At 66.9% G+C, this 12,073-nt stretch carries 14 protein-coding genes and 1 pseudogene; 7 read left to right on the forward strand and 8 right to left on the reverse strand.

All coding sequences use genetic code 11. The features are described from left to right. Positions 1-67 precede the first annotated feature (67 nt). The 3 genes and pseudogenes from ACFZCY_RS04375 to ACFZCY_RS04385 form a co-directional block, all read right to left on the reverse strand. Complete coding sequence (locus ACFZCY_RS04375) at positions 68-688, reverse strand: LysE family transporter (protein WP_391169254.1); 621 nt, start codon at positions 686-688, stop codon at positions 68-70. Positions 689-696: 8 nt separating this feature from the next. After that, positions 697-1,177 (reverse strand): annotated as a pseudogene (locus ACFZCY_RS04380) (DUF817 family protein). 43 nt (positions 1,178-1,220) lie between these two features. Further along, a complete protein-coding gene (locus ACFZCY_RS04385; protein WP_391169255.1) occupies positions 1,221-1,691 on the reverse strand; it encodes a GNAT family N-acetyltransferase in 471 nt (156 codons plus the stop codon). Between the two features lie 141 nt (positions 1,692-1,832). Here ACFZCY_RS04385 and ACFZCY_RS04390 point away from each other — a divergent pair, with 141 nt between their 5' ends. Then, positions 1,833-2,057 carry a hypothetical protein gene (locus ACFZCY_RS04390; RefSeq protein ID WP_391169257.1) on the forward strand — a complete coding sequence of 75 codons (225 nt, stop codon included), beginning with the start codon at positions 1,833-1,835 and terminating at the stop codon, positions 2,055-2,057. 125 nt (positions 2,058-2,182) lie between these two features. Here the strand turns inward: ACFZCY_RS04390 and ACFZCY_RS04395 are convergent, their stop codons facing one another. Continuing rightward, positions 2,183-2,536 (reverse strand): VOC family protein, encoded by a 354-nt coding sequence (locus ACFZCY_RS04395; RefSeq protein ID WP_391169258.1) that lies wholly within the window; start codon positions 2,534-2,536, stop codon positions 2,183-2,185. Positions 2,537-3,076: 540 nt separating this feature from the next. Here ACFZCY_RS04395 and ACFZCY_RS04400 point away from each other — a divergent pair. From ACFZCY_RS04400 to ACFZCY_RS04415, 4 genes are all read left to right on the forward strand, one after another. Beyond that, positions 3,077-3,883: an SDR family oxidoreductase gene (locus ACFZCY_RS04400; RefSeq protein ID WP_391169259.1), complete on the forward strand. Its 807-nt coding sequence runs from the start codon at positions 3,077-3,079 to the stop codon at positions 3,881-3,883. Positions 3,884-3,910: 27 nt separating this feature from the next. After that, positions 3,911-4,804 carry a helix-turn-helix domain-containing protein gene (locus tag ACFZCY_RS04405; RefSeq protein ID WP_391169261.1) on the forward strand — a complete coding sequence of 298 codons (894 nt, stop codon included), beginning with the start codon at positions 3,911-3,913 and terminating at the stop codon, positions 4,802-4,804. A 476-nt stretch (positions 4,805-5,280) separates the two neighbouring features. Then, positions 5,281-6,498, forward strand: a complete 1,218-nt coding sequence (locus tag ACFZCY_RS04410) for a helix-turn-helix domain-containing protein (protein ID WP_391169262.1) — start codon at positions 5,281-5,283, stop codon at positions 6,496-6,498. Positions 6,499-6,668: 170 nt separating this feature from the next. Next, the gene (locus ACFZCY_RS04415; RefSeq protein WP_391169263.1) at positions 6,669-7,268 is read left to right on the forward strand and encodes a hypothetical protein; all 600 of its coding nucleotides are present in this window, start codon (positions 6,669-6,671) and stop codon (positions 7,266-7,268) included. 1,056 nt (positions 7,269-8,324) lie between these two features. Here ACFZCY_RS04415 and ACFZCY_RS04420 read toward each other — a convergent pair. From ACFZCY_RS04420 to ACFZCY_RS04435, 4 genes are all read right to left on the reverse strand, one after another. Beyond that, a complete protein-coding gene (locus ACFZCY_RS04420) occupies positions 8,325-8,684 on the reverse strand; it encodes a hypothetical protein (RefSeq protein WP_391169264.1) in 360 nt (119 codons plus the stop codon). A gap of 783 nt (positions 8,685-9,467) precedes the next feature. Next, complete coding sequence (locus ACFZCY_RS04425) at positions 9,468-9,758, reverse strand: hypothetical protein (protein WP_391169266.1); 291 nt, start codon at positions 9,756-9,758, stop codon at positions 9,468-9,470. Next, positions 9,755-10,171 carry an ATP-binding protein gene (locus ACFZCY_RS04430; RefSeq protein WP_391169268.1) on the reverse strand — a complete coding sequence of 139 codons (417 nt, stop codon included), beginning with the start codon at positions 10,169-10,171 and terminating at the stop codon, positions 9,755-9,757. The genes ACFZCY_RS04425 and ACFZCY_RS04430 overlap by 4 nt, the downstream gene beginning before the upstream one ends. A 45-nt stretch (positions 10,172-10,216) precedes the next feature. Then, a complete protein-coding gene (locus ACFZCY_RS04435) occupies positions 10,217-10,624 on the reverse strand; it encodes an NUDIX domain-containing protein (protein ID WP_391169411.1) in 408 nt (135 codons plus the stop codon). Positions 10,625-10,735: 111 nt separating this feature from the next. Between ACFZCY_RS04435 and ACFZCY_RS04440 the strand changes: the two genes are divergently transcribed. Together ACFZCY_RS04440 and ACFZCY_RS04445 are read left to right on the forward strand one after the other, a co-directional pair. Then, entirely contained in the window at positions 10,736-11,521 is a 786-nt protein-coding gene (locus ACFZCY_RS04440) for a UTRA domain-containing protein (RefSeq protein WP_391169269.1), read from the forward strand. Positions 11,522-11,717: 196 nt separating this feature from the next. Continuing rightward, positions 11,718-12,068, forward strand: a complete 351-nt coding sequence (locus ACFZCY_RS04445) for a hypothetical protein (protein ID WP_391169271.1) — start codon at positions 11,718-11,720, stop codon at positions 12,066-12,068. Positions 12,069-12,073: the final 5 nt, after the last annotated feature.

The following is a 12,073-nucleotide window of genomic DNA, read 5'->3' on the forward strand; positions in this document are numbered from 1 at the left end:
CGTGGCTTCCGCGGCGGGAACGAAGGCGTTCCGTTCACCGGGACGAGGTGCGCTCGGGATCTCGGGATCAGGACGGCGTCGTGGCGACCTTGACCCCGAACCCGATCAGGACGACACCGGTCACCCGGTCCAAGGCGCGCCGCACGGCGGGCCGTTCGAAGAAGCCGCGGGCCTTGGCCAGCAGCATCACATAGCCGCCGAGCCACACGGCGGTGATCGTCGCGTGCAGCAGCACCAGGATCGCCATCCCCAGGTGGGGAGAGAGCCCGGCCGGGGCGAGCGTCGGCAGCAGCCCCGTATAAAACACGGCGATCTTCGGATTGAACACATTGCTGACCAGCCCCGTCCGCCAGGGGTTCCCCGCCGGAGCGGCCGCGACCGCCGCCGGAGCACCGGCCCGGCCACGCAGGCTGCGCAGCAGCGACTGCACCCCGAGCACGATCAGATAGGCGGCTCCGGCCAGTTTGACCACGGTGTACGCCACGGCCGACGCGGCCAGCACCGCCGCCAGCCCGACCAGCGTGAGCACCCCCCACACCAGCAGCCCGGCAGTGATCCCACCGGCCGTCCGCAGGCCATCCCGCCAGCCACAGGAGACGGCCCGCTTCGTCACCACGGCCATGTCCGGCCCGGGAACCACGGTCAGGATGGCGAGCACCCCGGCGGCGGCGAAAAACTGTACGAACATGGCACGCATCATCGCACTGGTCTGGACCGTTGTACGGCGGCCACCAGCACCACAGTGACGCTGACCAGCAGAGCCCAGGCCCCGAACTTGTCCACCGCCACCGGCTGCCAGCCGTGCATCTGATTCGGGTAGCGCCACGCGCCGCATACAGAAACCCGCCGTACAGCGGCACCCCGGCGAACTTGAACACCGCGGGCTCCGGATAGCTCCACGACCCGAGCGAGACCTTCACCAGCTCGAAGGCCAGCCCGATCACATGGCACACGGCGATGATCGCCACGTCCCGCCCGGTCTCCCACCCACACAACCGGAAGACCGCCGTGAGCAGCAGCCCATACAGAAGCAGCAGGTCATACCGAGCCACCGGCAAGCGCGGCACCACCCCGGAGCCGCGACCCCGGCGAGCAGGGCCACGGCAAACGCACAGCTGCGCGTCTGCAACCGGGCGAAGCGCAGCAGCTGCTGGACAAGGGCAAAAGCAACGGCTATGGCCCCAAGGACGTCCCACCCCCGCCCCGGGTTGCCCCGTCAGTCAGCCGAGCTGCAGCCGCATCCGTACGTAGTCGACGCCCCGAGGCCCGCCCCGCCGCTCACCGTCCTCCCGCCAGCCCCGCCGGACGTAGAACCTCCGCCCCCGCGCGTTGGCCTCCCACGCCTCCAGCACCCCACCTCTGAACCCACCCGCCATCAGGTGCTCGGTGAACGCGTCGTGCAGGGCGCCGCCCGCCCCGCGTCCCCAGAAGTCCGGATGGACATGGATCTGGAACAACTGCCGGTAGAGCGCCCCATCGATGTCCGCGTCCTTAGGCGCCCCCATCGCCAGAACGCCGACCATCCCCTTGCCCCGGACCTCGGCGCACAGGCCGGTCAGGCCGGGCGACGCAATCACCCGCGCCCACGCGGCCTCCCGTTCGGCTAAGGCGGCCGGGTCGTCCGAAGCCTCTTCCGTCGCGCCTCCCGCCACGTAGTAGGCGGACCGAGCCCGAGTATGAATGCCAGCCATAGCCCCCGCCTCCCCGGCAGAAGCCCCGCGCACCCGAATGCTGTCGTCCATGGCCCGTATGACGCCGACCACCGGGGGATCCGGTTCCGCGGAGCCCAGGCGGCCGGTTCCCACGGCGGCGAGGGAGTGCCCGGATACGAGTTGGTCTCACTGCCCAACGAGAACGTCCCGAACTTCGAGCGGCGCACGGTGTACTGCCCCGACGGCAAGAAGGTCCTCGGCGGCGGCGCCGAGGCCCGCGGCAACACGGCCATCCTCGTCGGCAGCTTCCCCACCGATGACGGAACCGGCTGGATCGGCCTGGGTCGGCAGACCGACACCGACAACGTGGGCATCAGCGTCTTCGCCATCTGCGCCGACGTCTGATCGACGCATCCGCATCCGCATCCGCATCCGCATCCGCATCCGCGTCCACGGCCGCGCATCTGCGTGCACAAAAGGCCCCGATGGACGATGCCATCGGGGCCTCTGGGCCTGTCACTGTGCCGCTGTCACTGACTCCGCTGACCAAGGACACAGAACTCGTTACCTTCGGGGTCTGCCATGACAACCCACGGCTGGTCACCCTGGCCAATGTCGACACGCTTCGCGCCAAGAGCCTCAAGGCGAGCCACCTCGGCGTCCTGGTCATCAGGCACGAAGTCGAGATGCAGCCGGCTCTTGGCCTTCTTGCTCTCATCAAGCAGAACGAACTCCAACCCTGGCGAGCGATCCGGCTCCGGGCGGATGGCGAACTCCACATCAGAGGTGTGGACCACAACCCAACCAAGAGCCTCGGCCCACCACTGCCCCAGGGCCGCCGGATCCGCCGAGTGAACGATGACATTTCTCCATTCCAAGGCCATCAGCCGAGCATAGAGCGGCCAGGCCTTGGAGAGCAGGCGCTTTTCCGTATGAACCTGATCAGCGCTGCCGAGCGGAAGGCGGACGCCCTGGAGCCGTCGACGCGGGGCGGTACGAGCGCGCAGTACGCGGTGTTCGGAAATCTCCTCGTGGCCGCGGCCGCGGCCACGCCCGTCGCGCGACGGGACCGTAACAACTTCGCTGAGGCTGCGGCCGTACGGTCCGGCCGGTGCTCGTGTACGGGACGGCGTTCTCCTCGGCCGACGTGAAGACGCAGATCGTCAACGTCGCCATGGCGGGCGCCGCTGGCCTTCTTCGTTTCTGGAAGAACCATCCACGGGCATCGAGCCGGTGGATCCGGGGTCAGCGCACCAGGCAAGGGTGGCCCTCCCAGTACCTGTATCACCAGGGCCTCCCAGACGTCCAAAACGCCTGTCAACATGGATACGCACTGCGGCTTTACCCCCATCAGTTCAATTCAGCTGCCCCGAATGCGCGACCGTGCTCGGCGCATTCTTCCACGGCAGAAGGGACGGAGACCAATGGCGGACAACCAATTTACCACTCACACAGAACTTTTCGATCTGAGTGGGAAGTGCGCCCTTGTCACTGGCGGCACCAAGGGCATTGGGATGATGATAGCGCGCGGCCTTCTCCAGGCGGGCGCCCGCGTCGTCATCAGCTCACGCACGGCAGACACGTGCGCGGAGGCACAGCATCTGCTGTCCGAATTCGGCGACGTTCAAGCAATTCCCGCCGACCTGTCCAGGCACGACGAGTGTCAGCGCCTCGCTGATCTTGTCAAGGTCGAATCGGAACGCCTGGACATCCTTGTCAACAACGCGGGAGCGATGTGGCGCGAGCCGCTGGCGACGTTCCCGGACGAGGCCTGGGACGCAGTGATCGACCTCAACCTGAAGTCGCCGTTCTGGCTGGTGCAGGCGCTGCTCCCCGCACTTCGCAGGGCGGGCACCGCCGATGATCCCGCGCGGATCATCAACATCGGCAGTATCGCCGCCATCCACGTCGCCCAGTCGCCCAATTACTCGTACGCCAGCAGCAAAGCGGCACTCCATCAACTCACCAGAGTGCTTGCCAGAGAGCTGGGCCCACAGCACGTCACGGTGAACGCGGTAGCACCGGGACCGTTCCCGTCGCAGATGATGGCGTCCACGCTCGATGCCATCGGCGACACGATCGCGGAGGCGGCCCCTCTGCGCCGGCTCGGCCGCGACGACGACATGGCGGGTATCGCCGTGTTTCTCGCCAGCCGGGCCGGGTCCTACCTCACGGGCACCATCATCCCGGTGGACGGCGGCATCGCGACGACCGCATCGGGTACCCCCTAGACTGCGGGACGGGCTGACGGTGAGGGGATGGCCACGATGGATCTACGCACCGAGATCCGGGAGTTTCTCAGCTCGCGTCGCGACCGCATCGGACCCGAGCAGGCGGGCCTGCCCGCTTACGGCGGCAACCGTCGGGTCAAAGGTCTGCGCCGCGAAGAGGTAGCGCTACTGGCGGGGGTATCGGTCGACTACTACGTGCGCATGGAGCGCGGCAGCCTCGCCGGTGCCTCCGATGGCGTGCTCGACGCGTTGGCCTCTGCCTTGCAACTCGACGAGGCCGAGCGCGACCACCTGTTCCACCTCGCGCGCCAATCCAGGGCGCCCAGCGCCCCACGCCGGCGTAGGCCTGCCGTGACGGTGCGCTCGACGCTGCAGCAGGTGCTCGACGCGATCTCCGATGCGCCGGCCTGGATCGGTAACGGCCGTTATGACGTGCTCGCCATGAATCAACTCGCTCGCGCGCTGTATTCACCGGTGCTGGCCGATCCGCGACGGCCCGCGAACACAGCGCGGTTCGTCTATCTAGCTCCCGAGGCGGCCAGAGATTTCTTTGTCGACTACGACCAAATTGCCGGTGACGCGGCCGCGAAGCTACGCATGGCAGCCGGCCGTAATCCGCACGACGAGGAGCTGATCGCCCTAGTCGGCGAACTGTCAACGTGCAGTGAGCTATTTCGGCAGCGGTGGGCATCTCAGGACGTGCGGCTGCACCGGTCCGGACGTAAGCGTGTGCGCCATCCGATTGTGGGCCAGCTCGACTTGGACGTCGAGTCCCTGGAACTGCCCGCCGAACCCGGCCTGCACCTCAACGTCTACACCGCACCCGCGGGCACACCGACCGCTGACAATTTAGCGCTCCTGGCGTCGTGGGCGGCCACCCAACAGACGCTGGCGACCGAGTTCGAAGCACACAACGGATAGTCCAACCCCTTCAGCCGTACTAGTCAGCGGACCATGACGTGGGGCAACAATCTGCCGGAAAGTAAACACGGGAGTGAGACAAAAATCAGTGTGGACACGCGCGTGAACCGTTGAACTGAGTGTGCGGCCCGGACGGCGGCCGGGCTGGAGCGGGGCGGAGGCAGGAGCGCAGGCCCGGCCGGGGGCCGGGCCGCGCGCGGTGAGCGGAGCGAGCCGACTTGAACCTGTGGAGAACGTTGTAACTCACCTCTTGGGGCCGGGCTTGTCCTGTTTCGGTTGATGGTTGACACTGTGGCTTCACCTGATGCTTGACACCGTTTGCCCCGGTTCCGGTGAGCGCACAGGGATGGATGCAAGCCGACGCCCTCTCTTGCGCACACCTCGACCCCGCGAGGGTGCTCTTCGTGTGCGGCACCGCCCGATTCCGTTCGCCAGGCGTACCGTGGCTGAAAGACCGTCTGGTGGGGGTGTGCACCATGAGTGACAAGACCATTGGCGACCGCCTCGGCGAACTCCGTGGGTACCGTGATGTCACCCAAGAAGGGCTGGCAGAGCGGTCCGGGGTGCACGTCGACACCATCCGGAAGCTGGAGCAGAACATCCGGCAGTCGGCGCGCCTGTCCACGCTCCGGGCCTTGGCGAGGGCACTCGACACTGAGCTGGACCGACTCCTGGGGCAGCCCACCGTGACCACGGAACTCTCCGACGACGGCGGCCTGCTCGCTCTTCGCGACGCCATCCAGGACATCAGCGCGCTGCCCGGTGTCCCCGCTGACGGCCTCGAAGAGGACCCGCCCCCGCCGGAGGTGTGGATGGACCAGGTCCGCGCGGCCACATCGCTCTACTGGAAGGGCGGATACAGCAAGCTCGCCAGCTCGTTGCCGCTCATCCTTCGCGATGGGCGCGCGGTTGCCCGGGAGACGACCGGTTCGCTCGTGGAGCAGGTCTGGAAGCAACTCGCGCTCGCCTACCAGCTCGCGGCCGGCCTTGCCGCGCAGGCGGGCCACCCCGACTGGGCTTTTGAAGCTGTGGCGAAGCAACTGGACGCGGCGCAGCGGGCGTCCGATCCGCTGATGGAGGGCATGGGCGTGTCCACGCTCTCGTGGGTGCTGCTACGGCAGGGGCGCTGGGAGGATGCCCAGTCGGTCGCCGAACGGAAGGCGGACGCCTTGGAGCCGTCGATGCGGGGCGGCACGAGCGCCCAGTACGCGGTGTACGGAAATCTCCTCGTGGCTGCGGCCACGCCCGCCGCTCGCCGGGATCGTAGGGATGAGGCGGAGCAGTTCCTCAACTTCGCTGAGGCTGCAGCCGTACGGTCCGGTCCAGTGCGTGTGTATGGGACGGCGTTCTCCCCGGTTGATGTGAAGACGCAGATCGTCAACGTCGCCATGGCGGGGACTGAGCCGGACCCGGCGGGGGCGCTGGAGGCGTCGGAGGATGTGCGTCACGAGTTGATCAAGCGGCCGGTGCATTTGGCTGCTCACCGGCTCGACGTGGCCCAGGCGCAGTACCAGACCGGTGACAACGAGGGAGCGCTGGAGACGCTGCTGGAGGTGGAGGCCGATCAGCCTGAGTGGATCCGGTATCAGACGCTCGCGAGGGCCACTGTGTTGGAGATGCGCGAGGAGGAGAGGCGGCGCAACACCCGACTGCGCGGACTGGCTGCCCGACTCGGAGTCGAGCCTGCGCTCTGACCAGGACGTCACGTCCTAGCCGTTCCATATTGCCCTAGTATCTGGTGTACCACGTCACTGTTACGTGATCGTGCACACACTTAGCGTGAGTTGCACGATGGCGTCGCCGGCCTCATGCCCATAAGGGCATTGGTCTGCGATGCTCCGCGCAGACCGCAGGAGAGACCGACGTGACGACCCGAGCCTTGTCGTGGACACCGCCGAACAATGTGGACGTGGAGGCGTTACCGGTAGGCCGCTGGTGGGACGCCGTGCGTGCGACCATCGCCGTGGGAGACCGAGCCCTGGAGGTGCTCGGCGAGGCGTCCGGTGCCGTCATTCAGGACGATGGGTACGGCACCTTGTACTGGCTGATCGAGACGGGCAGCGCCAGGAGCTGGCATCTACGCCAAGTCCGCGTCCTCGCCGCACTGGCCGACGAAACCACCCTGCTGGGCGTGCCTCCAGCGCACTGGATCAACGGACACCGGACCTACTGGCGGGTGCCCCTCGCCGACGATCGGTGCCTGACCGACCCCGTGCGGCTGCACGAAGCGTTGGCGCAGGCGGTCATGGATGTCCTGGGTCCCATCGCGGGCGGTCGGCAACTCTGCTACCGCTGTCAGCTACCGACCGACGAGCCGGTCTTGGTGGCGATGGAGCACGGAGGCAGCGTCGGCGGGCCGCCGATTCATGCCTGTCCTCGGCATGCGTCCAGCTTCGCGCAACAGCGCGACCCATGGACCGGACGTGCCGCCATGAACCAGTCCCACGAGCGGGGGACGGCCTGATGCGGGCCTGGCGCCGTTTCCTTGACCACAGCGTGGCCTGCCCGGACTGCCTCGCCGACCGAGAGTGCCCCACGCAGGACGCGCTGCACCGCAGGTACCGCCTCGTCCGTTGCGGTCGGTCGCGCCGGCGTCAGCCGTAGGTGTCACCGGCAACGAAGAAGCCCCCTCCGGGCGAACCGGGAGGGGGCTTTCGGCGGTGGCCGGGGCCGGGGTCGAACCGGCGACCTTCCGCTTTTCAGGCGGGGTGCGGTGGCTGCCGGGGGCCGTTTCGCCTGGCTAGGCGGTCCGCTGACGTCCGCTGCTGGCGTCGGCGTACGCGGCCGTTGGCGTCACGGCTGGTGTCAAGCGACCGCTTGGTCTCGAAACTACGGACGGGACGGTCGCTAGTTCGGTGTCGTTGGAGTAGCAGGATATCGCCTTGGGGACGTGCGACACCTCGGACAACTGGCAAGTCCTATACGTCAGGCTCACAGGCGAGTTGGCCACTTGGGCTGTTGACGCAGACTGCATCGTCGGATGCGGCCGTGTACCACTCGCTGGAGTAGGACTTCGCTGTGGTGACGTAATGACGCCCTCGTGTTGGGGCATCTGGAGTGTTGTTGACGATCCACGCTTCGCAATACTTGGAGCCGCCGCGGGTATACCAGCGGATCTGGCTGTGGGCCTTCTGGGCGTAGATCCTACAGTCATCTACTTGCACGAGCCGTGAGCCGTCGCTACTGATAGTAGCGGGATCTCGGGGGCTGGCGGCGGAGCCCTGTCCATCGCGGGTCGTGTGGCCCGTGCTGGATGACGCGCCCTGCGTCTTCGGGGACTCGTCATGGGCGGTGCATGCCGTGAGGCAACAGGCCGCAACTGCCAGCGCTAACCAGCCGCGCCTATTTCGGAGGCTCATTGCAAGCATCGCTGTCCTTGAGGAGGGGGTGAAGACTTCCGGTCTTGAGTGTCTGGCGACCGATCAGGAAGGCGGCAATCCTAGCGTCACAATCGGCTGAGACGTTCGGGGTGCAAGGACTGTCCCTTGCACCCCGAAGCTAGCGAAATGTCTGATTCGCCTCAGTTGATCGGGCCGCAGTCCATCTGGCCGCTGTCGTTGTTCGCGCAGACCTGCATTCTGTGACCCGGGCCGTCATAGTACCAACTGCTGTAGTACGAGCCGGTGGTGGTTATGAAATGACGTCCACGGACAGTGCTGCCATCAACGATCCATGCCTCGCAGTACTGAGAACCGCCAGTGGTGTACCAGCGCATGTAGTCGTGCGCGGGGCTGCCCTGTAACTGCACCTGCTGCTTGATCTTGCAGCCGGAGACAGGCACGCTCCATGTCCCCTGAGCGGCCTGGGCCGGCATGCCGAGCGCTAGCACTGCAGCGCCCGTAAGGCCCGCAACCGTGGCAGCCTTGCGAATCGTCCTCATTTGACCCTCCTTGACTTGGTTAAACGGCATGCATACCCGGAGAGGGTGAATCTTCCGGGGGTGCAGTCTGATCATGATATGTAGCAACTGTGTGCGATTCCAGGGAGGTTGAGGGCATAATCAAGTCAAACTACCGACGGGTTACAGCACCTGCTCGCCCCGTAGCCGCTGGGTGTCGGCGGCCTCATCGACGGCGTACACGCCAGAAATACCGAAGGGCTCACGTTCGCAACGGATTCGTGGACAACGCCGGGCGCACGCCTCGCACCACCGGAGATCCGTCGTCTGCTGGCAATCGAACCCGTGTCATCGCGCTCGCCGCGACCACGCCGTGAACTCCTCACGACCGCGCAGTCTGGTCAAGCGGTCCGTCGAATTATCTACGCCTTGCGGTCGGTGCCGACTACCCACTTCGTGCGCCTGCTGGAAGTCGGTGGAACGGGTTTGGGCGGTGGCCTGCCCGGTTCGGGGTCGGGCATGGTCAGGGGGCCGTACGCTGGCCCGGCAACTCGGGCAGGCTTTGGACCTGCCCGGAATTAGCACGAGTGGCCCCCTGGCCTTGCCCGACGCGGGACCCGGACCGGGGAGGTGCCTAAAGCCGTGGAGCCGACCCCCAGCCACGACCTACCCCCTTCTCTGACGTCAGCGGCTGATTGCTGTGCGCGCGGCGCGGACGGCGGCCGGGCTGGAGCGGGGCGGAGACATGAGCGCAGGCCCGGCCGGGGGCCGGGCCGCGCGCGCCGCGCTTGCGCGGCGCCTTGAACCCGTAAAGAAGGTTGTAACTCAGTGCTTGCGCTTGGCGCGTTCGTGCTCGGCGATGCTGATGATGGTCTCGGCTCCGTCGAGTTGGTGGCGGAGCTTGTTGAGCACGTCGGTGCGGGCTGACTGGATGAGGTGGTCCGTCGTCGGGGCGGTGCCGGTGCTGGTACCGGTGGGGGTCCAGAAGGTCTTGTGGCTGCACTCGCGGATGATGTCTTGGCACGTGCGGATCACCCAGTTCATCGCCACGATTATCTCGTCGCGGTGGAGCTGGTCCAGGTCCCAGCCGTCGTTGCGTTCGGGGCGGTGGGTCATCGGTCCGCCTTCTGCTGGGCTACGAGCTGGGCGGTGACGGTGCGGCCGTGCTGGTTGCCGGTGATGTCCACGCGGCAGGCCAGGGCCATGACGATGCTTAATCCGCGGCCGTGGGTGTCGTACGGGTCGGCCTCGGTGGTGTGGGGTTCGGGGCTTCCGCCCGAATCGCTGACGGAGATCGCGACGGTCTGAGGTGACAGGGTCAGCGTGAGGTGGAACGTGCCGAAGTCGGCGCCGCTGGCGGTGTGGTTGAGGGCGTTGCTCCCCAGCTCGCCGACGATCAGTTCGGCGTCGTCCACGCAGGGGTGTCCGCTGAGGATGTCGCGGGTCCAGCGGCGGGCGCGAGTGACCTCCTCTCGGAAACCTGGGCACATCAGCCCCCAGACTCGTGGACTGCTCGTATACTCGTCCATACAAGTTCCTTCGTGCTGGTAGGGGCTATGGACCGTGGGTTAGTGCTAGACGAGTCGCACGCCGTCGTGGGCGCGGACGGCCGGCGGGCTGGAGTTGTCGATGGCGTCCAGGACGCGGATTGCGTATGCCTCGTCGGCAAGCTCGGTGACCTCGTCGCGGGTGACCCAGCGCAGGGCGCGGGTTTCCGCTCCGGTGGTCGGGACGCCGTCGATGGCCTCACAGCGGAAGACCATGGAGACGATCAGGCCGGTCATGTTCTTGTAGACGCCGGTGAGGGTCGCGGGAAGCGCGATCTTGATGCCGGTCTCTTCGAGGACTTCCCGCTGCAAGGCGTCCGGGATGGTTTCCTCGCGTTCGAGCACGCCGCCGGGTGGTTCCCACTTACCGTTGTCCCGTCGCTTGATCAGCAACGCACGGCCAGCGTCGTCAACGATGACTCCGGCGACGCTCACGGAGTGCGGGCGCTCAGCGCTCACGTTCCACGCACCTCTCGGCTGGCTAGGCTTTCCACCGTAGCAACACCGCTTAGCCGCTCGTCTAGATACCTAAAGGAGTATGTGCATATGCCTTCCCTGACCTCTGTTCTGGGTGTATTGGACCCCACGAGCGACCGGGCCGTGTTCCGGCAGATCGCCGACGCGCTGCGGGAAGCGATCGACAAGGGGCGCTTCCGGGAGGGTGACAAGCTGCCCTCGGAGACCGAGCTGGTGGAGCACTTCGCGGTGTCGCGAATGACCGTGCGCAACTCGTTGTCGCTGCTCCAGCAAGAGGGGCTGGTGGTCTCCGAGCATGGCAAGGGGGTCTTCGTCCGGCCACGACCTCCCGTTCGACGGCTGGCCTCGGACCGGTTCGCGCGACGCCATCGTGATCAGGGAAAGGCGGCCTTCACGGTGGAGGCCGAGGCTGCGGGGAGTCGTCCTGAGGTCGACGGCCTGGAGGTGAAGGAAGAGCGGCCGTCGCCGGACATCTCCGCCCGGCTGGGCTCACCGCGCAAGGTACTGGCCCGGCGGCGCCGGTATCTGCTGGACGGGCGGCCGGTGGAGTTCGCCACCTCGTACCTGCCACTCGACCTCGCGCGGAACACCCCGATCGCCCAGCCCAACCCCGGGCCCGGCGGCATCTACGCCCGGCTGGAGGAGCTGGGGCACCGCCTGGACCACTTCGATGAGGAGATCCGCGCCCGGATGCCCTCGCCCGCCGAGGTGCGCACGCTTCAGCTCGCCTCCGGCGTCCCGGTGATCTCGCTGATCCGTACCGCCTTCGACTCCGAGGGGCGCGCGGTCGAGGTCTGCGACACCGTCATGGCCGCTGACGCCTACGTCCTCGCCTACAAGCTTCCCGCTACCTGACGGACGGGCCGGATGGCGCGCTGTGCGGCCGTCGCGGGCCGCTTCTCTCGACTCGTACACACGCAGACACATACTCGTATAGACGAGTGGCCGAGTGGTGTGGCATGGTGGTGATCGTTCCCGGCGCGACCGGGTTCGACCACTGGTACTCATCTAGACAACTAGGTGGGCAATGTTGCGAGAGAAGGAGAAGTAATTGCGTTCCATCCGTGTCGAGACCTCCGGTGCCACGGTCCTGCTGACTGAGGCACCGGAACCCAAGGTCAGGGACCGGCAGACCGGTGAGATCGCCAAGGACGCTCAGAGCGGTGAGACGCTGATGCGCCTGGGCGTCGTCTACATCGACGGCGGTGAATCCTCCCTGCTTCAGGTCACCGTGCCGGAAAGCGGCGTGACGGAAGGGCTGGCGCTCGGCTCGCCGGTGACACTGCTTGGGCTGATCGCCCGGCCGTGGGAGACCGTCTTCAACGGGCAGCAGCGGCACGGCATCGCCTTCCGCGCTGACGCCATCGCTCCGGCCGCCATGCCGGTTGGTGCGGAGGCCTGAGCCTG

The sequence above is a fragment of the Streptomyces sp. NPDC007983 genome, assembly GCF_042958345.1.
In the GTDB taxonomy this organism is placed as follows: domain Bacteria; phylum Actinomycetota; class Actinomycetes; order Streptomycetales; family Streptomycetaceae; genus Streptomyces.